The organism is Paenibacillus sp. OSY-SE (assembly GCF_000283315.1).
Lineage (GTDB): Bacteria > Bacillota > Bacilli > Paenibacillales > Paenibacillaceae > Paenibacillus_B > Paenibacillus_B profundus.
Genome location: NZ_ALKF01000166.1, coordinates 25,243 through 50,850, shown reverse-complemented (window position 1 = coordinate 50,850; position 25,608 = coordinate 25,243). Strand labels below are relative to the sequence as shown.

Sequence of the window (25,608 nt, the reverse complement as noted above, 5' to 3'; positions counted from 1 at the left end):
ATATGCTACATAATTAGTATAGGTCAACAATATTTCTATGACAACAAAAATTTTCCCCAGGGCAAAAAGACCGTTTTACCGCCGCTGGATGGTCTTTGCTAGACTTACGCTGCCTTCGTAAAGTACGGCCAGATGGGCAGTAGGAAAGAAGGAATTTAAGGAAGGGATGTTGAATTTAACATCGTTATTGGATAGGAGGCGTAGTCTGCATGTATACAATGTGCAAATGCTACGGGCGGGAAAGGAGCCGATAGGGCATGAATGAATTTAAGAATGTTTTTGCTGAACTGAAGCTGTTGTTGCAGGCTTACGAGGAATCGCTTGTGGTCAAGCAAGACACGTTCAGTACTTATTATGTAAACACGAAAAAGCATCCGTTAAAGCCTAGTGAAGAGGGATTCTTTGGCTCCGCCCAAATCAAGAAAAATTATGTAAGCTTTCATTTGTTTCCTATATATGTGTTTCCTGAATTGTTGAATGACCATGATGTAATGAAAGGAGGTGTTACATTTGAATGGATATAACACGTTAACGGAACGGTTGCAGATACGATTTCCCGTCATTCAAGCAGGAATGGCGGGCGGGGCAACGACGCCGGCTCTTGTGGCGGCAGTATCCAATGCGGGCGGGCTCGGAACGCTCGGGGCCGGGTACATGTCTCCGCAGTATATTAAGGAAGCGATTCAGAAAATAAAGTCGCTAACAGACAAGCCGTTCGCCGTAAATTTGTTTGTTCCAGAAGCGCAGGTGGATGTTCCTTGCGTGCAGGAGCCAATTCAGACACAGCTCGCTTCCATTCGGAAACGGCTGCATATGGCAGGGGGGCAAGAGGCAGGGGCTAGTGAAGCCGTCTTTGATTACGATGCCTACCAGCGGTCTTTTGAAGAGCAGCTGTCGGTCGTAATTCAAGAGAAAGTACCGGTGTTCAGCTTTACGTTCGGCGTTCCTTCGCCGGAAATAATGCATCAGTTGAAAAGTAATGGAATCGTCGTCATCGGCACAGCCACCCATGTTAAGGAAGCACAAATTCTGGTAGCGGCTGGCGTTGATCTCGTCGTCGCTCAGGGGAGCGAAGCAGGCGGACACCGGGGCACCTTCCACGGAGCCTGTGAAGATTCATTAGTCGGCACAATTGCTCTCGTACCGCTCATTGCGGATCATGTATCTGTGCCCGTCATTGCAGCCGGCGGCATTATGGACGGGCGGGGCATGGCTGCTGCCATGGCATTGGGCGCGCAGGGTGTCCAATTGGGCACCGCGTTTCTTGCCTGTGAAGAAAGCGGTGCTCATGAGGCCTATAAAGCAGCGGTACTGTCTTCTAATGAACGAAGTACTATCGTTACACGAACGTTTTCGGGAAAGCTGGCAAGAGGCATCGTGAACGACTTCATCCGTCAGCTGCAGCCTCATGCCGAGCATGTGCCGCCCTATCCAATAATGAATCAGTTGACCAGAGATATTCGGCAGGAGGCAGCGAGACAATCCAATCCCGAATATTTGTCGCTGTGGGCAGGACAGGCAGCGAGACTCGGCCGGCGGACAACTGCACATGATGTTGTTGAGAAGCTGATTCATCGCTGGCAAGAGGTTGTGCATCAGATGAAATAAGGGAGATTTGTGAAAATAATTGATCGATTGTTGTAATCTTTGCAAAATCAGCCCATATCCTTCATAATGACAAAAGAGATATTTTATTAACAACGATGAATCGTGAAGGAGCAAGAGAATGAGTGCTTACATTGGGGAAAGATATGAACTTTGCAAGGTCATTCTACATTTAGCAGACGGAGTCTTATATGAAGCGATAGATCTATCCTTGAAGAGAGATGTGTTTATTTATCTTGTCGAAAATACGGGAACGGGGAAAGCCGAAGAAAGCAAGCGCGCTTTCGGTAAGGTGTCTCATTTTTCAAATAATCGTTTCTTCCATATGCTTAATGCAGGAACATCAGGGCAAAATTTCTTTGTCGTATTCTCTGCCTATACAGGAATGCCGCTCGTGCGATATATTCAGCACCATGCTTTAAGCTCACAGAAGATGCTGTCGATGGTGTACGAACTGGGTAAGAGCATCCAGGACGCCATGGAGGAACAGATTAGCCGGTTCCCGATTACTGTAGAGAACTTATGGATTACTGAAGACAATCAGATTATGATAATGAACTATTGGACGGAAGCAGAGCCGGGGCAATTCGGAACGATGGGCTTATGCTATTTAATGTATCAATTAAGTACGCTGCATTTGAACGTTCCGGCGAACTACGACACGTATGAGAGCCGTTTGACAGCCGCCTTGAAGGATTTGGCGCCTACTCAGAAGGAAGCGGTTCTAGGTCTCGTTCGACGCGTATATTCAGGGGATTCGTCCATGTTCTCTTTCATGGTGACCTTGCGCGAGATTATGGATCAGCCGAATGGTCCTGTCCTGTCGCGGATGCAGCCGACTTCAGCGGCTGCGGCACCTGTCTCGAATCTACAAGATGATGACGAGTCAGATGATGAAGATTACGACGACTATGAGACGGAAGAAGAAGCTAATAGTCCATTTGCGAATGCAGAATCGGGATCGGACAAAGTCGGGCGCAGTAAAATGCTGCTCGTTGTTGCCTGTGCCGCGGTCTTCGTCTGTGTTCTCGGCGGCGCCGTGCTCTGGGCCAACTCCATATCGAAGTCGAATGAGACGGCAGCTATAACGGATAACAATTCTCCTGCAGAGACGAGCGAGAATACGGATTCCACTCCGGCGGCGAACGGGGACGATGCAACGGAAACACCGTCCGATGAAGGCCAAGCAACTAATAACGAAAATAGCGATAGCTCGAATCAGCCTGAAGCATCGACTGACGACAGAACATCGACGGATAACAGCGGGTCGAAGAATGGCGGACAATCTACTGATTCATCTTCCGGAACGGGCTCTGGCGACAAGACAACCGGCACGAAGCCGGACAATTCAGGCGCTGCTGCGAATCCGGATGCCGGTTCAGGCACGGATACAGGCACGGATGCCAATCCAGACACGACTCCTGAGACTACTCCGGGTACGACACCAGATACGACGACGCCAGGAACAACGCCTGATGGAGGCGAGACGGGTACAGCGACGGATTCCTCGGGAGAGCCGGTTATGGAGGGTCAGGTGCCGAGTTTGGTCGGTCTGACGAAGGAAGAAGCGGAGAAGGCGGTGCTCGCGGCCGGCCTTCGGTATAGCTTCGTCCTCGAGAACAATGAGGAGCAAGCACCAGGTCAGGTGTTCAAGCAAGAGCCTGAAGCAGGTGCTGCAGCGAAGAAAGGCGACCGTGTCAATTTCTATATCAGCCGTGAGAAAAAATAATAAGGCATGGTGAAGAGGGACTGACTTTGCAAGACGATGGATTGCAAGCCAGTTCCTTTTTTTGTCTTGTTTTAGCGTTGTTGCAATGCTTCATGCTGCCTCCCATTGCGTCCATTGGATAACGTGCAGTAGAATCTACTCATTTCAACACAATAGCGCCACTTGATTGGAAATCTTCCAATCAAATGATGCTGAATCATAGCCTCAATACGAATTGAACGAAAATCTGTTGGACTCATTCCAATGAAACAGCTTGTCACCGCATCTCATACCTCAAACTAATGGATGAAATCCAACAGAACTAAAGTACGTCATCTACAATTTGAAAAGGAAAGGATAGGTTGAAATGATTACGATTCGTCCTGGCGGCAATGCTGCCGAGTTGGTTGAATTTATTGCAGATCTCAATAAGGAAGAGACACATCATGTAGGGTATTGCGGGACGGAGAAGGAAGAAATCGAATCCGCCTTGCATGATACTTTTGACAGCATTGGCAAAACATTCTGGACAGCTTATCGAGCTGGAGAAATAATCGGGACGATCGGCTTCGACATCGATGAGGAGGAACGGGCAGCTGAGATGTGGGGGCCGTTCATACGAGCGGAAGATTGGTTGGATGTGGCTAAAGAGCTGTGGCATCAATCTGTAGCTGTGGTGAAGGAGCAGGTGAACGCGATATCGGGATTTTATGATGCGAATCATCGGCATGCCGCCGAATTCATGAGCCGTGTCGGGGGGCAGAACAGAGGAGAGCACCTCATTCTTCTCGCCACGCCATCTCTATTATCTGAACATTCCGCAGCCGGGGTGGATATTCAAGAGATTCAAGCAGACATGTACGAGCCATTTGTCCATCTCCACCAGGCTTGCTTCCCATCGGCTTATTATGACGGACGCACTATCCTGAACAGATGCAACTCCGATCATAGAGTGTTCGTCTCTACGACAGCGGATCGAAAGCTGCAAGGGTACGTTTATGTGGAAGCCAATCTGGAATTCCAGGAAGGGAATATCGAATTTATTGCGGTCTCGCCGGAATACCGTCACCATGGCATGGGGGAAGCACTGTTGAGACACGCCCTACAATTTCTTTTTAAGGACAAGGGGATTCAAGAAATCTCGTTATGTGTCGATATGCATAATGAGAAGGCGATTCATCTGTATAAAAAAGCCGGGTTTACTGAGAGACGTGTACTCTCTCATTACCGTATCGAGCTGCACTCATAACCATTGAAGAAGAGGCTGCTCCTCAACGGTTGTAGAATCTTGAAGTATACTAGAATCCTTGTCTCGCCCGATTGTGAACAGAGTCTTCTCACAACCAAGTAACGATTGCATGGCTGGGCGGGTAGGGTCAAGGATGTTCCCTGGCCAGAATGCAGACCGATACTATTCAAGTAAAGAGGGTGATGCGGATGGATAATCATTCCATCGCAACCGAAGCATTGTCGTCTTATGCAGTACAATCGCCAATCATTGAGTTTATTCGTCACAATGAGAATTTGACGTATAAGATCACTGACGGAGTCAGTGGGTTGTCCTATCTGCTGCGGATTCATAAGCCTGTCCATGACGAGCTTCATGGACTGCAGCATTCCGAGGCTGGACTGAATGGGGAGATGCAGCTGCTGCAAGCGCTGGGAGAGAACTCCGCATTGAACGTTCAGGAGCCTGTCCGTAATCGAGAGGGAGAATTTGTTACCCGGGTTGCTTGCGGGGACACCTATATCCAGTGCACGGTATTGCAGTGGCTGGAGGGACGGGATTCTCAGCTGGACGATTTCTCGTCGAGGGATAATGTCCTTCAGTACGGACAGCAGGTCGGCATGCTGCACCGCTATACGAGCGGCTATGCATCAGATCTCGCTTGTGATAGACCTGCCTACGCCAGCATCGGTGAGAACAGAGCCATGCTGGAGCGGCTGAAGTTCGGCCGCGAGCACGGTATATTTACTTCAGCGGATTACGACACGGTGAGCGAAGCATTCGCAATGATTAATTCCCGTCTCCAGACCTATGAGCGCAGTCCCGACACATGGGGGATTATCCATGCCGATATCAACAGAGGCAACGTCATTGTGACTGAACGGGGATTCACCATCATTGATTATTGCCTGTACGGACAAGGCTATTTTTTGTATGATGGGGCCGCCGGCGCACTGAGTGTTCCTTCCCGGGCACGGGATGACTTCATGGAGGGGTATGCATCGGAGTATTCTGCCCCCCGAAGCGGTACGCTGGAACTGCTCGAAGGGTTCATGCTGCTGCACATCCTCGGCTACTATTCGTTTCATATGATGAACAGCGCGGTTCATCCAAAGATGCGGGAGAAGATGCCGGTATTTTGCCAAAACACCCTGACTCCATTTTTAAGGGAGCGGCCGATATTTTATGAATTGTAATGGAGTTAGTCGCTTCCGATTCACAGAAAGAACCTTGACCGCAGAGGTCAAGGTTTCTTTTTTTTATTCCATATAACTAGATATGTGATTATTTATCGTGTTGGATGGGATGAACGGTGTTCTTATTGGAGGTATGGCGAATACGTTCAAGTTGCTGGCGGACTAGACCCTGCTGACGATAACAATGGACGTTTTCAAAAGAAACTAAGCAACCTTAGCCCGGCACAATACCGAACTAAGGTTGTTTAATCGAGGCTTTTTTAGTGCTGTCCGCTTGACAGGGAAAGTTCACATTCCAATCAAAGGTGCAGCCTCTTATTTATTAATTACATGCGCAATTCAAGACCGGCTTGCGTGCAGCTTGCGTCTCGTCAAGTCTTCTAACGTCTGTATTGTGTGGCGCATTGAGCAGCAGCTCCGGATTCTGTTCTGCCTCCTGCGCGATTTGAATCATCGTGTCGATGAACGAGTCGAGAGTTTCTTTGCTTTCCGTCTCAGTTGGCTCGATCATCATACATTCCTCGACGTTCAACGGGAAGTAGATGGTTGGCGGATGGAAGCCGAAGTCGAGAAGACGTTTGGCGACATCCAGCGTGCGGACACCGTATTGCTTCAGCCCTCTGCCTGACATGACGAATTCGTGCTTGCACACGCCAGGGTAAGGGATTTCGTAATAAGGCGCCAGTCTATGCATCATATAGTTCGCATTAAGCACGGCACATTCAGACACTTGGCGCAACCCTTCCGGCCCATATGTGCGGATATACGCGTAGGCGCGAACGAGAATGCCGAAGTTGCCGTAATATGCTTTAACGCGGCCGATGGATTCGGGCCTGTCGTAGTTTAATCCATACGTTCCATCCTCTTTCTTGGCCACGATTGGCTTCGGCAGGAACGGAATGAGCTTGCTCTTCACGCCGACAGGTCCTGCACCCGGACCGCCGCCGCCATGCGGAGTGCTCATCGTCTTGTGCAGGTTCAAGTGCACGACGTCGAAGCCCATGTCTCCCGGGCGGGTAATGCCCATAATCGCGTTCGAGTTCGCGCCGTCGTAGTAAATAAGGCCGCCTGCTTCATGGACGATCTCGGCAATCTCGACAATATGCTCTTCGAATAAGCCGAGCGTGCTCGGATTCGTCAGCATAAGCGCGGCTGTATCGGGACCGACGACAGCACGGAGCGCATCAAGGTCAACCAGTCCTTTGTCGTCGGACTGAATCGTAATCGTCTCGAGGCCGGCAACCGTTGCGCTGGCTGGGTTCGTACCATGCGAGGAATCTGGCACGATGACCTTCGTCCGGGTCTCGCCACGGCTCTCGTGGTAGGCGCGAATCATCATCAAGCCCGTCCATTCGCCATGGGCGCCTGCCGCAGGCTGAAGCGTCACTTGGTCCATGCCTGTTAACGCGGCGAGATCGTTCTGAAGCGTATATAACAGCTCCAATGCTCCCTGGATGCTCTGTTCCGGCTGATACGGGTGAATCTTCGCGAAGCCGGTGAAGCGGGCTACATCTTCGTTAATCTTCGGATTGTACTTCATCGTGCAGGAACCAAGCGGATAAAAGCCATTATCGATGCCGAAATTACGGCGCGAAAGCTCCGTATAATGGCGGATTACATCAACCTCGTACACTTCAGGCAGCTCGGCAGGTTGACTGCGGAGCATAGATTCGGGAATCAGTTCTCCGAGATTGACCTCGGGAACATCGAGCTCAGGCAAAGAATAGGCGACACGTCCGGGTTTGCTGAGTTCGAAGATGAGCTTTTTGTCCGGTTTCATAGACATGCCTCCAATCGGTTCACAAATTGATCGATTTCGGATTTCGTTCTTCGCTCGGTAACGGCGACGAGCATATGACCTTGCAGTTCAGGATAGGCTATGCCCAGGTCGTATCCACCGATATAACCGTTATCCAGCAGTTTTGCTTGAACGTCATCTATATTTGCGCCATCAGGCAGCTTAACGACAAACTCATTGAAGAAAGGCGCGTCAAAAGCGAGCGCGAGCTCGGATTGTTGTGCGAATACGCCAGCGGCGTAATGAGCCTTCTGCACATTCAGGTTCGCGACTTGCTGAACTCCTGTCTTGCCCATTGTCGACAAATAAACGGATGCGCACAGCGCAAGCAGCGCCTGATTGGAGCAAATGTTGGACGTTGCCTTCTCGCGCCGGATGTGCTGCTCTCGGGCTTGCAGCGTCAAGACGAATCCGCGTTTGCCATCGATATCCTTCGTCTGTCCGACGATCCGTCCCGGCATCCGTCGCATGAGCGGTTCTGCCACTGCGAAGAAGCCGCATGTCGGGCCGCCAAGTGAAGCGGAAATGCCGAACGGCTGCGCATCGCCGACCACGACGTCCGCGCCCAGCTTGCCCGGCGTTTCCAGCAGCCCCAAGGTGATCGGGTTGGTGCTGACGACGAGCAATCCTTTCTTGCTGTGAATGATCGGCTCGATAGCACGCAAATCCTCAATGCAGCCGAAGAAGTTCGGCGATTGAACGATGACGGCTGCGGTGTCCTCCGACACAAGAGCTTGCAGCTCCTCCAGATCGGTGACGCCGTCCTTGTAATCGACTTCCACGACATCGAGATTCAGACCGCGCGCAGTCGTGCGCACGATTTGGCGGGCTTCCGGATGGACAGCGCGCGAGATGATGAGTTCCTTGCGCTTCGTCGCTCCGCTGGCCAGTGCGCCTGCTTCTGCCAGAGCAGTAGCACCGTCGTACATGCTGGCATTGGCCACAGCCATACCAGTCAATTCACAAATGTACGATTGAAACTCGAAGATGGCCTGCAGTTCACCTTGGCTAATTTCAGGCTGATACGGGGTGTACGCCGTGTAGAATTCAGAACGGGACACCACGTGATTGATAACGACAGGCACATGATGATCATAGAGACCGGCGCCCAAGAAGCTGGTATATCGTTCAAAGTCGGCGTTCTTATCCGCCAATTCCTTCATATGCTTCAGCAGGGCTGCTTCGTCAAGCGCCTCGGACATCGGCAGAACGCCCGGATAGCGAACGGAAGCAGGGATATCTTGAAATAGTTCCTCAATGGAGGAGATGCCGATGACCTTCATCATGTCCGCTTGGTCCTGTGCCGTCATCGGGATATAGCGATGCTTCATAGTTGGATTCGCTCCTTCTGTTTAGTTCGTCGCTCTTTTGTAGAATGGGGCTTTGATGACACGGGCCTTCAGCTGCTTCCCGCGAATTTCGACCATTACTTCCGTATCCAGCTCACTGTAAGCGGCATCAATTAAGGCAAGGCCTAGATTGCGCTTGAGTGTAGGGGACTGCGTTCCCGTCGTTACCTCGCCAACAGGATTCTCGTTGATTAATACAGGATAGTGGGAGCGTGGAATGCCCTTGTCTATCATTTCAATTCCGACAAGCTTGCGGCGAGGCCCATCAGCCTTCTGGCTGGCGAGTGCTTCCCGTCCGATGAAGTCTCCCTTATCCAGCTTGACGAAGAAACCAAGTCCTGCTTCAAGCGGCGAAATGTCGGCCGATATTTCTTGCCCATATAGCGGAAGCTTCGCTTCGAACCGCAGCGTATCACGCGCTCCCAACCCAGCAGGTACAAGCCCGTGCGCTTCGCCTGCTCTCATTAGCTCTGTCCATACCTGAGGCGCGTCTTCTGCTGCTACATACAGCTCAAATCCGTCTTCCCCGGTATACCCGGTACGGGAAATCAAGGCGCGCACGCCGCAGACGGCAGCGTCCGTCACAAATTGAAAAGGCTTCAGCTCAGCCAGCGGCGCGTCCGTAACATGAGCCGCGATCGCTTGCGCATTAGGACCTTGCAGCGCGAGCAATGCCGTGCTGTCAGACTTATTCTCTAGGACGACGTCGGCAGGGAGATGTTCTTGAAGCCATGCGAAGTCCTTGTCAATGTTGGAAGCATTGACCACCAGCATGTAATGATTTGCAGCCAGCCGATAAATGAGAATATCGTCGACGACGCCTCCGTTCGGATTGCATAAGAGGGAATACTGTGCTCTCCCGTCGACGAGACGGGTGACATCGTTCGTCGTCACGTGCTGCAGAAAGGCTTCTGCCGAAGAACCGCTTACCATAAATTCGCCCATATGGGAGACGTCGAACAAGCCTGCCTGAGTGCGGACGGCTTCGTGTTCCTTCTGAATGCCGCTGAATTGCACCGGCAGTTCCCATCCGCCGAAGTCGATGCAGCGAGCGCCGGGATAGTCGGCGTATAACGGGAATATCGGTGTTCTTTTTAACTGTGACATGACTTCACCTCGATCGTCTTATTAGTTAGGTATTGATAAAATAAAAAGACAGGCAGAAGAAAGCCAGCATGCCTGCGCCTACTGTATTCCTTCCGCTCTGTCCTTTGTACCTGAGAGTTACCTCGCGCATTCGCATACGCGAACGTTCCGAGTTTCCCCTTGGGTGACTCTAGTGAAAGAGTTCTCTCCAGAGATGCGTCCGGTAAAAGTCCTTTTGCCTGAGAGATTCACCCGTATGGGCTTACTCCTTCGGCGTTACCTGAGTGCGGTAATCTCTCCCCTTACCATCATTCGCGTGTGCAGTTGTTATACCTACATTATTACTTGATGCTTCCACACATTGTCAATCCATTTTTTGCGGATTGAAAAAAATGTTGTCCGAAATATTGACATATATCGAAGGCTGAACTACGCTATAGATGCGTGTTTTTGAACAACCTAGATTGATGTAAAATGCAACCTTGTTAAATTCATACAACGCGGATGAAGATGATTGGGAGAGACCGACACGGGGTTCCTTGTGCCGGCACCGAAGGAGCAAGCTGCCAACCTGCCGATTGGCAATTAATCTCTCAGGTACATGTACCGTCATCTGACGCAGCTCTGGAGAGCGCATTAGCCACCCAAGGGGTAAATTCGATCGTGTCCATATCGGCAGGATCGAGCACAAACTCTCAGGTACCGAGGACAGAGAAGAGGGCGAATAAGGCCTTTTCTTGTCTTTTTTTTACATGCGTATCTACACTACCAACTACAATTATGATGAAGAAATGAGGCGTTAGCATGAGTGAAGTGAAAGAGAATTTATTGTACAGCGAAGAACATGAGTGGGCTTTCGTCGTCGATGAACGCACCGTACGCATCGGAATTTCCGATCATGCACAGGCTCAATTGGGAGATATCGTATTTATTGAATTTCCTGAAATCGGTTCCACGCTTTCTGCGGGTGACAGCATGGGTTCAATTGAATCGGTAAAGACGGTATCGGAGCTGTATTGTCCTGTCAGCGGAAAGATTACGAAGGTGAACACCGGGCTGGAGGATGCGCCGGAACAGGTGAACAGCGCGCCTTACGACGGTGGTTGGCTTGCCGAACTCGAGATCGAAGGCAGCATGGAGGAAGCGCTCAAGCATTTGTTAAGCGCGGAGAAATATCAGGAGCTTATCGATTAAGCACAAGCAGCGAGATAGCAAGCGACACCTCCCAGTAATCGCGTTATGCGATCAGTGGGGGGTGTTTTTGCATTCGCAAGAAAGGATATAGAGCGTGGTGTCTGGAATCATATATAAGAACTACTACGGTCGAAGCAAGCCCCATTGGAAAATATAGAGCAGGGTGTACGGATTGGGCGGCTAACGGCATATAGACTGTATTCTGTACAGTGAATTTGGCTACATCTCTGACCAAAAATTCGAAGTTAGTAAAGAAGAAATACTGAACAAGGTTACGATTAACATAAGCTTAAAAAACTTAGAAATACCATATATTAAGAAAGAAATGAACGAGGAAGACGATCACGAACGATACAGTGATTTGAGATTGAAGGAATTGACTTATCATTTTACACTAATAATGATGTTGATGAAGTTGCTCTATTTATGAAAAAAATTGTTATAATTGAAAAGAGGACATACTGTGTTAAGACAGCTGGTAAACTTTGCGACCTAATTAACAGACGGAAAGAGCTAAAAGACAGATCTCCTTAAAAATTACTAGAATGGATGTAAGGTGTATGAACTACAAACTAACAAGCAAAGCAGAAGAAATAAGCAAGTCTGAGGAATTACTATATGAGGTCTTGTTTAAACCGATTGGCTTAGACCAATCAGCGAGACAGCTGCTTAAAATTCCGGGAGACGAGTATCATTTTGTGGCGATGGAAGAGGATGAAGTACCCGGAGTGATGCTTGAGGAGAATTCGATTGAACAGACAAACTAGACTGCATTCAAGCATCTTTGGCATCATTATTTTAATATTGCTATTCACTGTATCTCTCAACACCGATGATAGTGAAGCGGTCATAAAAACGCAATACGAGCCTGACCAATATACAAGCGACGACCTTCAAATTATAGACACCAAAACGGGAGACTTGTTACATATAGGCATGACTAAACAAGAAATTACGGAGCTGTACGGCAAAGAGGACAAAATCCAGTTTAACCTGTACCAATATGGCGGATTGCGCATCGCTTATCGAGATGATGTCGTGGTCCAATTTTTCCTATCCATTAATGATAATCAATCGAATCGATTTCAAACGTACAGAGAAATTGGTTTAGGAGATTCATTAGAACAACTTCTGGCTAATTATGGTGAGAAGCATGCTAATCTTTCTGATTCTTATGGTGCTACAAGAATAACGTATATCGTAAAGAAGAACGGAAATGAATTAGAAACGGTAGATTTCAATGATCCCGCTTTGAAGACGGGGGATAAGAAAAGTCTATACTTTATCGATTTTGCCTGTGACGATGAGATAACGGTAATTAATATAGGTGATTTAGAGAGTATACAGAATATGCAATGATGAACCAGAGAATTATAGGGATGTTATTGTGGACGATTTGCAATTAGTCAGTCCGACATTACAATGGTATTCGACCGTCTGAGCGGCGCAAAGGCTATGCCACAAAGCTGTTAGCGCTATCTATGGAAAAGGCTCTGTATTGAAGACTAATCACCGGGCAGGAACATCGCAACATCAGTTTTTTGCGGCGGAGGGTAATGGATGGAATATAAATAAGAAAACGAAAAGCAGCGAGGACTGAGGCAGCGAGGTCTTAGTGAACTTGAATTCCAGCTAAGGAGAGGTCAAATAAATATGTACAAGTTTGAACAAAAAATGAATGAGTTTATTGCTGCGAATCAACTGAAAGCCGAGCATTTGGTGTTGGAGCAGTCTTGCCACTCGGTGAAAGACGCGGCTATTGCTGTAAACGGATCGGAAGATCAATTCGTCAAAAACATTTGCATGATAGATAACGCAGGCAGATTAATTGTTGCGATCGTGCATGGAAAGGACCGGGCAAGCACTTCGAGAGTAAGCAAAGCGCTCGACATCGATCGACCGAGGCTGGCTGAAGAAGCGGAGGTGCTGGAGAGAACAGGCTATCCTGCAGGTGGAGTGCCCTCCTTTGGATATGATGCATTGTTTTTGATCGACCCTAAAGTAACCGAATTGGAATGTATCTATACAGGCGGTGGATCGCCTAACTCATTAGTTCGCATCGAAGTCGAAGAAATGTTGAACATGAATGCTGGAAAGATTGCTAGAATAAGAAAATAAAGGGGTAGGCTGCTGTGAAGGGACCAATGACGTTAGTGGATCAGGATTTTGTCATCGAGCAAGTACAAGAGAAGTTCAATTGTACCGTATTGAAGTGCGAAGGGCGCCCGGTTTTGGAATATGGAACGGATGCAGAATTGGACCAGATAGGTGAGTATGTGAGAGCAGAGTTCGATAAAGAGCTTTTGGACGTTTTCTTCGCGGCTATTGAAAGCGTAAAGCCAGAATAATGCATATCGTGTTTAAAGTGGCCGTTTTTTAACATCATCTATGAGGGGGGAATTGTAATGTCGGATGTGCCGAGGCACATCGTAGCCGTCTCCGCTTTGATTCAGAACGAAGCGGGACATACGTTGCTCGTGCAAACCCATAATCGATCTAATACGTGGGAGATGCCAGGGGGACAAGTGGAGGAAGGTGAACCTCTGCATGAAGCAGTATGTCGGGAAGTCGAGGAGGAGACGGGCATCATCATTGAACCGCTCGGGATTACAGGGGTTTATTTCAATCAGACGAGTGACATTGTGTCCGTCGTCTTCCGTGCACACCATGTCCGCGGCGATATCGTCAAGCAGGACAGTGAAATAAAGGCAGCGCGCTTTATCGAATTATCCGAAGCGAATATTGATGATTTTGTGAAGCGGCCCCATTTTAAATCACGAATCTTGGACGCCATGCAGGGCCGCTACATTCCATACGAAGTATGGGAGACGAAGCCGTATACCCTGCTTGAGAGAATCGAACCTGGAAAGACATTATAGCAACTTACGTGGCGTTAGAATGCTCAATTGTATTGAAACTTTGAATAAACAGGAGGAAGGGTCTAATGTGGGCCACAAATGCAGCGTGGGTATGGGCGTTGAGCTACACAATTTTAGGCATCAGTTTAGCGGCAAGCGTGTATAGTATATGCAGAAGGCGATTAACGCTGATGTCGTGGATTCATGTCGCCGTTCTCATCAGCGGCTTCATTGTTTTTTTCTTGAATTCGCTCGGAAGAAGCGAAGGCATGACAGAACTGGAATACTTGGTTAACCAGTTGTTCCTAGGCTCATTATGGGCAATTTATGTAGTGTGTGGCTATTTGTACACCATCGTGTGGTGGTGTTGCTTCGTCTCCTCGTATAGCAGGAAATGATAGTATTCGAATCTTGTATCTATGTCCAAGTTCATTTTTTTAACTTGGAGCGGGGACAGGGAGTTGGAACCGATCTGGCCAAGAACAAGCCTTTTTCATAGCCTTGAGGAATGGCTCATGGATGTTATGCAATCGGATGTGGAAGCATATAATGATTAAATATAACTCCTCCATTTCGCAAGCCTTCCCTTTAAAGGGGAGGCCTTTTCGTTATGACGTCTTGATGCTTGGTGAAGCGGTAACCTTCGACGATCGAGCAAGCCCCATTGGAATATATACAGCAGAATGTACGGATTGGGCGGCTAAATGGCAATTGACTGTACTTTGTGCAGTGGATTTGGACATGCCTCAGCAAATGCTGCTGAATGAGTGCCAAAGCATTGGATAAACTCCAATGCAACCCGTTGTAAAGAGGTGTACGCTGCTGTTCTACTGTACGAAATCCAATGCAGGATGCAGCGAGGGATATGGTCACGCCAGCGTCGTGTTTATAGGAACAGTGGTGAGCAAAGACGACATCCAATGATCAAATTTTACTGCGTGGTTATGAAGGGGACGAATATTGTTGGGATCGAATAATCAGAATTATTACATCACTGCGGCTCGGGAAAAAAACGGCATGCTCCTTTATTTGAGCTGATTCTGTCATTCAGGCGGCTTTCAGCTTGCGCTCAGGTTTTTTTCATATCGGTGTTGTATAATGGTGCCACTAGACATCGGGGGCGGAGGATACTTATGCAGCAGTTGAAGGGAATTAAAGTATTGCTTGTGGATGACGAACCGAATATATTGCAATTTCTGGAGCTTGGGCTTGTGAACGAAGGGTTCGAGGTAAGGACGAGTCAAGATGGAATCGCGGCCATTACGCTGATGAAAGAATTTCAACCCCATGTCGTCATTCTGGACGTCATGATGCCAGGGATGGACGGCTTTGAAGTATGCGGTATGCTCAAAAAGATGGATCAAGTGGCAGTCATTATGCTGACAGCCAGAGATGAAGTCGACGATCGCATCAGAGGTCTTACGCTCGGAGCGGACGATTACATGGTGAAGCCGTTCAGCTTCGCAGAGCTGTTGGCCCGCATCCATGCAAGAATCCGGAACCAATTTCCGCATCTTGTAGGTGAGGTCAACCTCGGGCCATTTCGCATCGATGATCGACGCAAGGAAATCAGCATGGACAACCGTGTGTTGGAGCTATCGCCAACCGAGTATGAGCTGTTAAAGTTTATGCTGAGCAATCACGGGCTTGTGGTGAGCAAGTTGGTTATTTTGGACAAGGTGTGGGGGTACGACTTCGGTGGTGACGAGAATATCGTGGAAGTCTATATCCGTTCGCTGCGGGAGAAATTGCACGATCGCGAGCATCGCTTGATTCGAACGCTACGGGGCGTCGGGTATCGGGTGGATCTTACATGATCCGGTTAAGCAAGGATGGGAGCAAGAGACGCCAACTGTTCGGCTCATTGCGTTGGCAGCTACTGTCGAGATCGCTGCTCATTTTGGCCGTTCTGCTCGTTCTGATCGGATTGTTCCAATATGTGTTCATGCGTCAATTTACGTATCAAAACAAGGCGGAAAGTCTGCGGAATCAGGCTATGTCCATTCCTCCGGAAACGTGGCGGCAGGCCGGCGTGCCTGTTCCTAATAAAGGGTATCGGGGAGGCTGGAAGGCAGGCCGCGGATGGAGTCAGGATGGAGGAACGCCTCCCGTTGTATTTATGCCGGGAGTCTCGATCGCGTTCATCGATAAGAACGGCAGCTACTCCGTTCTGTCAGAATGGAAGAGCGCGGGAGCGGCTCCGCGTCTATCAGATGAGGAATATAACAGTTTGCTGCAATCGAATCCTGCCCCGCGAAGGGAAGGGCTGGGGTATCAAGTGGTCCGCAATGCTGAAGGTGAGGAGCAAATCGTGGTGCTGCACCCCATTCAGATAAGTGGGATGGTGAAAGGAATCGTACAGATTAGTGCGGGTACGGGCCCGATGAAAGACGAGCTGGGACGACAGCTGCTCATTTTTATCGTGCTTGCAGTGTTCGCGCTGCTAGCTGGATTATTGACCTTTTTGCCTGTGCTAAAAAGAACGCTGCATCCGTTGTCGAACATGGTACATGCCGTGGAGAACGTCAATGCGGGCAATCTGGATGAACGGTTCAATACGATTCAGGGTCAACAAGAAATCGATCGGCTAGCGATATCGTTCAATCGCATGCTGGAGCGGCTGCGGGCGTCATTTGAAGCGGAGAAGGAAGCGAAAGAACAGATGCGTCAATTCGTAGCAGATGCGTCTCATGAGCTTCGGACTCCGCTGACCTCGATCCATGGGTTCTTGGAGGTGTTGCTGCGCGGCGCATCCCAACAGCCCGAGCAGCTTGAAAAAGCATTGCACAGCATGTATGGCGAATCAGAGCGTCTTAATCATCTGGTACGGGATTTGCTGCTGCTCGCCAAGCTTGATCGGACACCTGACATTGCACTGACGGAAGGCGCGTTGGATAAGTTGATTCAAGACATGGAGCCACAGCTGCGTTTATTAGCTGGCAGCCGACATGTTGAATTCGAACTATCCGATCATGTGATGTGCCGGTTCGATACCGATAAGATGAAGCAGGTTATTCTCAATCTGTTCTACAATGCCGTACAGCATACAGAGCCAGAATCGGGGATCATTACGCTGGCGCTAACACGAACAAGTGATACGGTACAGCTCACGGTGAAGGATAACGGGATCGGCATCGACGACAAGCATATCTCATATGTGTTCGATCGTTTCTATCGGAAAGATTATTCCCGTACGCGGAAGAACGGAGGAGCAGGACTAGGGCTGTCCATCTCCAAATCGATTGTAGAGTCACATGGCGGGATCATACACGTGGAGAGCGAGGCAGGCAAAGGGGCTGCGTTTATGATTATGCTTCCTTTATCCCCCAATTAACATAAGAAAAACATCTATACAAATGGTGTGGCTTGTATTAATCTATTGGTGACTGGAGGATAAATCAACCATTTAGGGAGGAAGAATCATTGGAATCTTCAACCGGTACACAGCTCCATATTAATAATGCCGTGCAACAAATTGTAGCTGACAACGCATGCGTGTCTGGGTCCAGCTTCACGAATGTCGCAGCGGAGAATCTTACCCTTGACAACGTGACATTGGCAGGCACCAAAATTATGGATGCCAATTTAAGCGACTTGGAAATTGACGGCGCGCAAATCGGGGGAGCTTACATTCACAACATCGGCATGCCTCGAGAAGGACACCCCGCTTATGAACCTGGTGCCGAGCAGCGGCCAGTTCGATTTGAGATGTGTCATCTGAACAATAGCACCTTTGACAACTGCCAACTAGTGAATGTCGAGCTTCGGAACTGCAACATTTCGGGCTTGAAGATTAACGGGATTGACATTGAAGCACTACTGAATATGCATAGCAATCCATCATAATGCCCTTTTTGTTCACCACCTAACAATAGGTGGTGATTTTTGATTTTTAACTTGTAGTCGATGCGGACTAGGTGTGTCCCGTTTGCGATATAGATGGTCTTTTGAGGAGGGGAGCAGCGTTGACGAATGAAACATCCCCAAGCGAAGATTATTTTGGGAGAATGAACAGACAAGCGCAACGCGGGAAGAGCGTATTGAGAACGATCATCTTTTCGAATTGTCTCCTGTTGACTATCTTTATTTATCTGAGCTTCAAGTATGGAGCTTCGCCGCAATCCGTCATCGGTTCGATTAATACGATTGTCATTTGTGTATTGCTATATATGGGAAAAGAATGGGCAAAGTGGCTATTTGTATGTATGAGCTTTTTCCAAGCAGGGATGATGGCCTATCTATTTTTTACGTATCAAATAAGTATTCGCATGAACATTCCATCTATGTATTGGATTGTTCTCACACTGACGCTTATCTTGAGCGTCATCAGTTCATTGATCATGCTGATCTCAAAAGGTGTCGGCGAATATTTATATATTCAAAGCACGAAATATTGAAACATTCCTTGTTCAGGTTAAAATAATCCGTCCAGGGGCAGACACTCCTCATTGATAATGATAATATTTCTCAATGAGGAGGGGTAGAAATGAGTCAACGTTTACCGGGATTCCCTTCAATGATTCATTCCGTGTTCGTCTATTACGGAATGAATGGCGCAAGCAGAAGGAGCAGCCAGCAGGTCAAGCATACCCTTATACAAGAAGCATATAACCTTGGTTGTATACATGAGGTACGGATACAAGAAATCCCTTGTTCGCGAACTAATATTCAAGGATGCGCCGTCAGAATAGAGCCTGAAGGGACGTTCTATCATCAGGTGACGCCGGAGATGGCAATCGATATTATGCAGCGGCTCATGGCGGGACGTAGCAGTGAACGAGCGGAGGATGACGAGGACGAATTCCCGTGTCCGCCGGTCATTTTAGATTTTTGGGATTTCAGCAGCACGCTTTCGCTATTATTGAAATATTGGAATAAATGAGCAAGTCGTAAGATGGGTGGAGAATTGACCGTTTCCTAATCAAGAAGGGCGGTCTTTTTGCCTTCTTCACCTATCGGACTAGAAAGCGCGGACACGCCAATTGAAAAAGGATTGGAACATTAAAATAAACAAAAAAATTACCCATAAATGGAATGGTATGTTACACCTTGTGTGAATTGTTTCACAAAAAAGGAGGGGATTAGTCAATGAAAGCCGTAATTATATATTCAAGGGGTAAAGCGTGGATAGATCGTAAACCTCATTGGGAGCAAGAATTAGTTCCACATCGTCACTATTTGGTCGATACCCTAAAAGATAGGTTAGTTTCTGCTGGACCGTTTATGGACCATACGGGTGGTTTAGTGATTGTTGAAGTTGAAAGTATAGAGGAGGCAGAAGAAGTTGCTAAAAATGACCCTGCTGTGTTAGAAGAAAAGTTTGAGTATGAAGTACATCCTTGGGAACCATTAGAAGGATTGTTTATAAAATGTTAGTGATTTTTGTTGAAATAGGTGTTATTAGTTGAAGAAGTAAACAAAAAGGGCCAGCAGACGGGTCCGTTTTTCTTTTGATGAATTATCAACATTATTGTTTAACAGAGCCTTGCAATAAAAAAATGACTACTTAATCGAAAAAATCAAAGGTCAGGTTCTGTGTTGGGATATAATAACAATTTCGGATGTTTTATGATACAATCAAGAAAAAGATAACGGAGGGAGAGGCAATGAGCATTGGTATTGTTGGAACATCATTAATTATGCTGTCCTTTCTACTGGTTTACAGTCTAATCATTGTATTTGGGGTTGCGTTCTTATTTAGGAAAAGCCCCGCAGTAAGGAATTATGTTCTCTTAGGAATAGCGTCCATTGGACTTCTGATGTCATATTATTATTCTTTATTTGGCTCTGTGGATACAAGCACTCAGTCAATACTTTTAACGGTTGCATTTATTGTGCTTATCTATAGGCAAAGAAAACTAAAAAGAACGAACAAATAGAAGAACCGCTATAATCACCGCTCTCTGGGCGCGGCGCATCCTCATTCAGAGCTTGATAATTTCATACCGATTACATGCTGATGGTATCCGCCCTTGCCATATTGGCCACCCGAACTTGAATGGGGATGATGACAGCGGCAGCACATTAGAGCTCCTGTATAAATCGTATTGACAAAGCGGCAAGGCAGGAGTATTATTTAAGCATGTTCAATTTGAACAATCGTTCAAAACAAATGTTCAAAACAATCGTTCAAAACAATTGTTCAAAAAATATACTCCTATGCTGCTTGGATCTAAGAGAAGATAAGGACAGGAGGGCTTCAATGAAACAGGATGAAAAAGATGTAAAAATGAAGATTTTGGATGCAGCGAAGGTGTTGTTTGCCCGCAAAGGCTTCGAGGGAACGACCGTGCGGCAAATTTGCGACGAGGCTGGAGTGGCGTTGGCGCTGGTGTCGTATCATTTCGGGGGCAAAGAGAATGTATTCTATGCCTTGTTTGATGCATTCGCACCAGACTTTTTGAATACCGAATACGAATTGGAAAATCCCGAGAAGGATTTGCGCGCGTTTATCCGCGAGTTCGTGCGCTTGCGTATGGCGGAGCCGGAGCTTATCAACTTGCTGCAGCAGGAAATCATCATGCAGAGTCCCAGAATGGAAAAGCTGCAGCGATACTTGTTCGCGCTATGGATGCAGCTTCGCCGTATTTTGGAAGCAGGAAGGGAAAAAGGTTGCTTTGACTTTGAATCAATGAAACATACGTTGCACTTTATCATCGGTTCGTTGATTTTTACTAGAATAGCTCCATCTATAGATGACATATTCGAGTCGGCGGATATGCAAGGCAAAGAGGAAAGTGTAGAGGCTGTAGCCGCTTATACGACCCGCTTTATAGTGAACGGCTTGAAGTGAGGGAACGAATGGTTACAACAAGATATATTGAAATGGGGGACAAAAAATGAGCAGCTCTATTCTTATTTTGTTTCTGTTTGCAATTACTATACATAATTTAGAAGAAGCCGTTTGGTTAATACGACAGTCATTAAAAGCAACTAAAGTAAAAATGCATGCCCCTGTTAAACAGGATCAGTTTTTATTCGGATTATTTGTAGTTACTGCATTAGCGTATTTGATAACCGTTTTATATATTTTTTATCCTTCGAATGTGATATTGAAGTATGCTTACTTCGGGTTTTTGGGTTCAATGATATTTAATATTATTTTCCCTCATTTGATTTCGACGATTATTGAACGGTGTTATTCACCTGGATTGTTGACAGGAATAGGTGTCATTATTCCTACGAATCTATTAATTTTAAAAGCTGGTTTTGATACAAATACGATAACAGTAACAAATTTTATAGTGGGTACGATATGTGTTGGAGTGATTTTATTATCAACCATCCCTTTATATTTTAAAATAGGAAAAAAACTGATAACGTATTAAAGTATTTGAATAAAATTAATGTAGTTAAATATAAGTGCGTGTTCAAAAAGGTCGGTTTTCAGCACCGAGAAGGTTGCAGGAACTCGAAGCGTATGCTTTCGAAGTGAGTTTTGCTTTGCAAAACTTGTAAGGAGCAGCGCAGTGTAGACGGGACTACATGAGCAGCGGACTTCGAGAGTGAATGCAAAATTCGATGCCGAGTTACTTCCTGAGTGACTTCGTGATCAAAAGCGGACTTTTTGAACAACCTCTATAAGTGCGATTAAATAAAAATCAGTTTACATTTGGGCAGTCCCATGTATAATCGGAAACAAAGAAGCGGCGTTTACGGTGTTGTCGACCGGAAATAACACCGCTTTTTTTGTTGATGATTGGGGGCAGGTGCAAATGGCATGAAAGTATGGCGCAAACGAACTCCTATGTATGTGTATCAAAAGATGATCATCGTGTTTCTCATCCTCGTCATGCCCATCTACGGTATAAGTCTCGTCTTTAATTGGACAAGCATGAACCATCTTCGCGATGAAGCCGAGCGTTCTTTGGCGAAAAATGTTTCCTTTTATACGAACCAATTGAATGAAGAAATCTCTTTTATCCGCAATTTGCAATTGCAGCTCATCCACAACTCCGATCTGCAAAGTCTTGCATTCTATGCAGGCAATATATCAGGCTACGAAGAAGTCGCTTTAGTCAACCGCATCCATGAGAGTCTGACGACGATACAAAATGCAAGCGATTATATGGTGAATGCGGGCACTTACATCAAGTCCTACAAGCATACCCTTTCCACCGAAATGGGGACGAGCAAGCTGCCGAACCCGGAACACAACATGGTTCAAGCCTTAATCGAGCAAGCTGGAGAGCAGCCAATCTATGCGTGGAACGATCGCATCTTGTTCATCATGACAGGGAACCGAGGCAGCATCGTTTCATATTTGGAGCTGTCAAAAGAGAAGCTGGCGGAGACGATATCGCAAATTACAGGCTCGTATCAAAGAGCAGGTGTATTTATGATTGATGATGCATCGCGAATCGTCGTGCAATCACAGTCTGATCTGGCGGATGTGACGGCGCTCATGAAGGGACTTCCCAAGCTGGAAGAAGCTTGGCGGGGAGCAAATTACAGCTGAAATCAACAAATGGGTGGAGAACAACTCCACACCGTAACCGAGTAATACGAGCAATCGTGACCGTATATGAGGCATCATAGGATGAAATCATCGTTATATAGTATGAAAGAGATGCGGCGAGAATGGCCTGTGCACCTGATGCTCATTCCTGGGGTCATCGTAACGCTCATATACAGCTATGGACCGATGTTCGGTCTCGTCATGGCATTTCAGAAATTCGAGCCGATACTCGGCTTTTTCAAGTCGAAGTTCGTAGGCTGGGACAACTTCACGTACGTATTCAATCTCCCTGATTTCTATCAAGTGCTGTGGAATACACTCGTTATTGCCATATTGAAGATCGTGTTCGGTCTTATTATCCCGCTCATTTTGGCGCTGCTGTTGAACGAGCTGCGGCTTAAATGGTTTATGAAGACGGTGCAGACGAGTATCTTTCTTCCTTTCTTTCTCTCGTGGACGGTGCTTGGCGGGGTTATCTTTGAACTGTTCTCGTTGCAGGGGTCGGTGAATGCCATTCTGGAAACGTTCGGGATCGAGCCGATTATGTTCATGGGGAACGGACCGTGGTTCGTGTCCATTCTCGTCGGTTCCGAAGTGTGGAAGGGAATGGGCTACAACATGATTATTTTTTTGGCGGCCATAACGGGCATCAATCAAAACTTATATGAAGCTGCCGAAGTGGACGGAGCCGGAAAATGGAAGCAAATGTGCAATATAACGCTGCCAGGCATGGCACCGATAATTATTTTGCTCGCGACGTTAAGCATCGGCGGCATCCTGAATGCCGGCTTCGATCAGATTCTCATTCTGTACAATCCGACGGTGTACAAATATGCGGATGTCATCGACACGTTCGTGTACCGTCTCGGTCTGTTCGATATGCAATTCTCGCCTGCGGCGGCCATGGGCCTATTCAAATCGGCCATCTCGCTCCTTCTGGTCTCGGTGTCCTATTATATGGCATATCGGTTCAGCAACTATCGGATTTTCTAATCGGGAAGAGGGGAGTGACCGCGAATGCACTACAAACCATCCCTGGGACGCAAGACCTTTATCATTTTCAACGCCGTAATTCTTAGCTTTGTTACGCTTATCGGCGTGTTGCCGTTTATTCATTTACTGGCTATCTCGTTAAGCTCCAATTCGGCGGCGATGGCAGCGGAAGTGAAGCTGTGGCCCGTTGGGTTCACGACGGAAGCGTATCAATATTTATCGCAAAAGGCAGAATTTCTGAATTCAATCTGGGTATCGGTGAAGCGGGTGACGATCGTGACGCTGTTGAATATGCTGCTTGTCTTCTTAACTGCCTATCCGCTGTCGAAAGAGAACCGTCAATTTAAGTTCCGCACCGTATATGTCTGGTTCTTCGCCATTACGATGTTCTTCGGAGGCGGTCTTATCCCGACCTATATGGTCGTGAAAGATACCGGGCTCATCGATACGATCTGGGCGCTCATTCTCCCGGGAGCGCTGAACGTCTGGAATGCCGTCATGATGCTGAACTTCTTTCGCGGTGTGCCACACGATCTGGAAGAGGCGGCTTTTATCGATGGCGCTAGCCATTGGGATTCACTGTGGCGCATCTATTTGCCGGTGTCTTTGCCGGCAATTGCTACCATCGGATTGTTCACGGTCGTCGGACATTGGAATTCGTGGTTTGACGGAATTCTGTACATGAATTCACCGGATAATTATCCGCTGCAAAGTTATCTATCTACGTTAATTACCGAGATTAATAAGCAGGCGATATCGATCGAAGACTTGCAGACGCTGCAATATGTAAGCGAAAAGACGCTTCGAACGGCCCAGATCTTCTTGGGGGCGCTGCCGATTATGCTGGTCCATCCGTTCTTGCAGCGCTTTTTCGTGAAAGGGATTACAGTCGGCAGTGTCAAAGAATAGGCTTCATGATAAGAGGCATAATTAAAAACGCTTCGGTCCCAGACCGGAGCGTTTTGTTGTAATAGAGGCTATCAGGCAAGCGTGTTAAGCCCCATTTCCATTCGTTCCATTACCCGTAGTGCGTACTTGTAATAATCGAGTCGTTGATGCTCCCCTTCGGCGTGCAGTCCGGTGTGAAGCAGGGACCAGGCTGCTTCCCGCAGCATGTTCAACCATTTCATATCCTGTAAAATACGGGATTGCTCTTCATCATAGTCACCGAAGTAGGAAGCCAGCCACTGCTTCTCTTCCTCGTGGGTAAATGACACAGAGAACGGAATGGAGGCCAGGTCGAAAAAAACATCTCCGCAACCGGACAGCTTCCAATCGATGATATATACGTTTTTGCCGTCATAAAGCGTATTGACCAGAAACAAATCGTTATGACAATATTTGCGGGTGTAGATGCGATCTTGGCTCCGGTATCGTTCGATGTCGTACATCCGGTTAAGCATCGCTTTGAAGTCGATAGGGGCTTTCACCCCAAGCGTATCCATGCCGGCGACATAGCTTTCGATCAGATGGTATGGCGTGCAGGTGCGCTCGATGCCTTCGAGACTGTGAATGAGCTTGAGCTTGGAAATGAGCTGAGAGGCAATCTCCGGATCCTTCAATTGTGACTCCTTCAGCATAGATCCGTCAATGTATGCGGTAATGACGCAGTCGGTTGCGTTCTCTGTCATCATCACTTCCGGTGTTATTCCGAAGCGATTCGCCTCTGACAACGCTTTCAATTCCATGGGGCGGTCCAACTGCAAGTATGTGTTTTGTTGGTCGTTCATCCGCAGCACATAGCTGACTTCATCCGCTGTCACTTTGTACGTATCGTTCTTGCAGCCTCCTTGTAAAGGCTCGTAACGGATATGGTACGCATCCTTCCAGAGGTCGATCTCGTTAATCAGCTGTTTGACAGACTTGGGCATAGGGAACCCTCCATCGGTTAAATAAGTATGGATCGCGGTGTTCTATTCTTATGCTGCAGGAGTTTGCATCATGAATGTACTATAGCTTAGGACAGACCAGTAAATTAATTAGTGTGTTCCTTTGTCATAATATATATTATGTAAACTATTATTACGATTACTGACCCGGTAATAGAAAATAATTGTTCTAAGTGAAATTGAAAAGTACATTTTTGTAGTGTGTTCGTATTTCCCGCATCGTGTGTAGATTGCTGTTTGTTCCGT

Annotated in this window: 27 protein-coding genes, 1 pseudogene and 3 riboswitches; of the genes and pseudogenes, 24 read left to right on the top strand and 4 right to left on the bottom strand. The window is 47.4% G+C overall.

Annotated elements, in window-relative coordinates:
* Nucleotides 1–257 precede the first annotated feature (257 nt).
* From A372_RS33660 to A372_RS0109070, 5 genes are all read left to right on the top strand, one after another.
* Complete coding sequence (locus A372_RS33660; protein ID WP_019420527.1) at nt 258–524, top strand: hypothetical protein; 267 nt, start codon at nt 258–260, stop codon at nt 522–524.
* On the top strand, nt 511–1,608 hold the full coding sequence (locus tag A372_RS0109085; protein ID WP_019420526.1) for an NAD(P)H-dependent flavin oxidoreductase: 1,098 nt from the start codon (nt 511–513) through the stop codon (nt 1,606–1,608). Before A372_RS33660 ends, A372_RS0109085 begins: the two co-directional genes overlap by 14 nt.
* 118 nt (nt 1,609–1,726) lie before the next feature.
* Entirely contained in the window at nt 1,727–3,334 is a 1,608-nt protein-coding gene (locus A372_RS0109080; RefSeq protein WP_019420525.1) for a PASTA domain-containing protein, read from the top strand.
* Between the two features lie 346 nt (nt 3,335–3,680).
* Nucleotides 3,681–4,562, top strand: coding sequence for a GNAT family N-acetyltransferase (locus tag A372_RS0109075; protein ID WP_019420524.1), 882 nt, complete (start codon nt 3,681–3,683; stop codon nt 4,560–4,562).
* A gap of 188 nt (nt 4,563–4,750) precedes the next feature.
* Nucleotides 4,751–5,737, top strand: a complete 987-nt coding sequence (locus A372_RS0109070; RefSeq protein ID WP_019420523.1) for a phosphotransferase enzyme family protein — start codon at nt 4,751–4,753, stop codon at nt 5,735–5,737.
* Nucleotides 5,738–6,059: 322 nt separating this feature from the next.
* Here the strand turns inward: A372_RS0109070 and gcvPB are convergent, their stop codons facing one another.
* From gcvPB to gcvT, 3 genes are read right to left on the bottom strand one after another with little or no spacing between them, the layout of a single operon-like run.
* Nucleotides 6,060–7,517 carry an aminomethyl-transferring glycine dehydrogenase subunit GcvPB gene (gene gcvPB / locus A372_RS0109065; RefSeq protein WP_019420522.1) on the bottom strand — a complete coding sequence of 486 codons (1,458 nt, stop codon included), beginning with the start codon at nt 7,515–7,517 and terminating at the stop codon, nt 6,060–6,062.
* Nucleotides 7,514–8,866 (bottom strand): aminomethyl-transferring glycine dehydrogenase subunit GcvPA, encoded by a 1,353-nt coding sequence (gcvPA, locus tag A372_RS0109060; RefSeq protein WP_019420521.1) that lies wholly within the window; start codon nt 8,864–8,866, stop codon nt 7,514–7,516. The genes gcvPB and gcvPA overlap by 4 nt, the downstream gene beginning before the upstream one ends.
* A 21-nt stretch (nt 8,867–8,887) precedes the next feature.
* Nucleotides 8,888–9,991: a glycine cleavage system aminomethyltransferase GcvT gene (gcvT, locus tag A372_RS0109055; RefSeq protein WP_019420520.1), complete on the bottom strand. Its 1,104-nt coding sequence runs from the start codon at nt 9,989–9,991 to the stop codon at nt 8,888–8,890.
* An 87-nt stretch (nt 9,992–10,078) separates the two neighbouring features.
* Nucleotides 10,079–10,187, bottom strand: a riboswitch (glycine riboswitch).
* Nucleotides 10,188–10,282: riboswitch (glycine riboswitch) on the bottom strand. It lies immediately after the preceding riboswitch.
* A 193-nt stretch (nt 10,283–10,475) separates the two neighbouring features.
* A riboswitch (glycine riboswitch) is annotated at nt 10,476–10,588 on the top strand.
* Nucleotides 10,589–10,774: 186 nt separating this feature from the next.
* Between gcvT and gcvH the strand changes: the two genes are divergently transcribed.
* The 19 genes and pseudogenes from gcvH (at nt 10,775) to A372_RS0108955 (ending at nt 24,382) form a co-directional block, all read left to right on the top strand.
* Nucleotides 10,775–11,164, top strand: coding sequence for a glycine cleavage system protein GcvH (gcvH, locus tag A372_RS0109050; RefSeq protein ID WP_019420519.1), 390 nt, complete (start codon nt 10,775–10,777; stop codon nt 11,162–11,164).
* A 560-nt stretch (nt 11,165–11,724) separates the two neighbouring features.
* A complete protein-coding gene (locus A372_RS0109045; RefSeq protein ID WP_019420518.1) occupies nt 11,725–11,931 on the top strand; it encodes a hypothetical protein in 207 nt (68 codons plus the stop codon).
* On the top strand, nt 11,915–12,523 hold the full coding sequence (locus A372_RS0109040; protein WP_019420517.1) for a hypothetical protein: 609 nt from the start codon (nt 11,915–11,917) through the stop codon (nt 12,521–12,523). Before A372_RS0109045 ends, A372_RS0109040 begins: the two co-directional genes overlap by 17 nt.
* A 65-nt stretch (nt 12,524–12,588) precedes the next feature.
* Nucleotides 12,589–12,657: pseudogene (locus A372_RS37290) on the top strand (GNAT family N-acetyltransferase); the annotation flags it as partial.
* A 160-nt stretch (nt 12,658–12,817) separates the two neighbouring features.
* Nucleotides 12,818–13,282, top strand: coding sequence for an aminoacyl-tRNA deacylase (locus tag A372_RS0109035; protein ID WP_019420516.1), 465 nt, complete (start codon nt 12,818–12,820; stop codon nt 13,280–13,282).
* A gap of 14 nt (nt 13,283–13,296) precedes the next feature.
* Nucleotides 13,297–13,512 (top strand): hypothetical protein, encoded by a 216-nt coding sequence (locus A372_RS0109030; protein ID WP_019420515.1) that lies wholly within the window; start codon nt 13,297–13,299, stop codon nt 13,510–13,512.
* A 57-nt stretch (nt 13,513–13,569) separates the two neighbouring features.
* Nucleotides 13,570–14,043, top strand: coding sequence for an NUDIX hydrolase (locus A372_RS0109025; protein ID WP_019420514.1), 474 nt, complete (start codon nt 13,570–13,572; stop codon nt 14,041–14,043).
* A 65-nt stretch (nt 14,044–14,108) separates the two neighbouring features.
* The gene (locus A372_RS0109020) at nt 14,109–14,420 is read left to right on the top strand and encodes a hypothetical protein (protein ID WP_019420513.1); all 312 of its coding nucleotides are present in this window, start codon (nt 14,109–14,111) and stop codon (nt 14,418–14,420) included.
* Nucleotides 14,421–15,155: 735 nt separating this feature from the next.
* Complete coding sequence (locus A372_RS0109010) at nt 15,156–15,839, top strand: response regulator transcription factor (protein WP_019420511.1); 684 nt, start codon at nt 15,156–15,158, stop codon at nt 15,837–15,839.
* Nucleotides 15,836–17,356, top strand: coding sequence for a sensor histidine kinase (locus A372_RS0109005; RefSeq protein ID WP_019420510.1), 1,521 nt, complete (start codon nt 15,836–15,838; stop codon nt 17,354–17,356). Before A372_RS0109010 ends, A372_RS0109005 begins: the two co-directional genes overlap by 4 nt.
* Nucleotides 17,357–17,445: 89 nt before the next feature.
* Nucleotides 17,446–17,868 carry a pentapeptide repeat-containing protein gene (locus tag A372_RS38510; RefSeq protein WP_019420509.1) on the top strand — a complete coding sequence of 141 codons (423 nt, stop codon included), beginning with the start codon at nt 17,446–17,448 and terminating at the stop codon, nt 17,866–17,868.
* Between the two features lie 119 nt (nt 17,869–17,987).
* Nucleotides 17,988–18,419, top strand: coding sequence for a hypothetical protein (locus A372_RS0108995; RefSeq protein ID WP_019420508.1), 432 nt, complete (start codon nt 17,988–17,990; stop codon nt 18,417–18,419).
* An 89-nt stretch (nt 18,420–18,508) separates the two neighbouring features.
* Entirely contained in the window at nt 18,509–18,904 is a 396-nt protein-coding gene (locus A372_RS0108990; protein WP_019420507.1) for a (2Fe-2S) ferredoxin domain-containing protein, read from the top strand.
* A gap of 206 nt (nt 18,905–19,110) precedes the next feature.
* Nucleotides 19,111–19,398 (top strand): YciI family protein, encoded by a 288-nt coding sequence (locus tag A372_RS0108985; protein ID WP_019420506.1) that lies wholly within the window; start codon nt 19,111–19,113, stop codon nt 19,396–19,398.
* 826 nt (nt 19,399–20,224) lie between these two features.
* Nucleotides 20,225–20,815: a TetR/AcrR family transcriptional regulator gene (locus A372_RS0108975; RefSeq protein WP_019420504.1), complete on the top strand. Its 591-nt coding sequence runs from the start codon at nt 20,225–20,227 to the stop codon at nt 20,813–20,815.
* A gap of 46 nt (nt 20,816–20,861) precedes the next feature.
* Complete coding sequence (locus A372_RS0108970; RefSeq protein WP_019420503.1) at nt 20,862–21,350, top strand: HXXEE domain-containing protein; 489 nt, start codon at nt 20,862–20,864, stop codon at nt 21,348–21,350.
* A 392-nt stretch (nt 21,351–21,742) separates the two neighbouring features.
* Complete coding sequence (locus A372_RS0108965; protein WP_019420502.1) at nt 21,743–22,480, top strand: hypothetical protein; 738 nt, start codon at nt 21,743–21,745, stop codon at nt 22,478–22,480.
* 81 nt (nt 22,481–22,561) lie between these two features.
* Nucleotides 22,562–23,473 (top strand): ABC transporter permease subunit, encoded by a 912-nt coding sequence (locus tag A372_RS0108960; RefSeq protein WP_019420501.1) that lies wholly within the window; start codon nt 22,562–22,564, stop codon nt 23,471–23,473.
* Between the two features lie 24 nt (nt 23,474–23,497).
* Nucleotides 23,498–24,382 carry a carbohydrate ABC transporter permease gene (locus tag A372_RS0108955; protein WP_019420500.1) on the top strand — a complete coding sequence of 295 codons (885 nt, stop codon included), beginning with the start codon at nt 23,498–23,500 and terminating at the stop codon, nt 24,380–24,382.
* 71 nt (nt 24,383–24,453) lie between these two features.
* On the opposite strand, the gene A372_RS0108950 is transcribed toward A372_RS0108955, so the two are convergent.
* Nucleotides 24,454–25,344 (bottom strand): phosphotransferase, encoded by an 891-nt coding sequence (locus A372_RS0108950; protein ID WP_019420499.1) that lies wholly within the window; start codon nt 25,342–25,344, stop codon nt 24,454–24,456.
* Nucleotides 25,345–25,608: the final 264 nt, after the last annotated feature.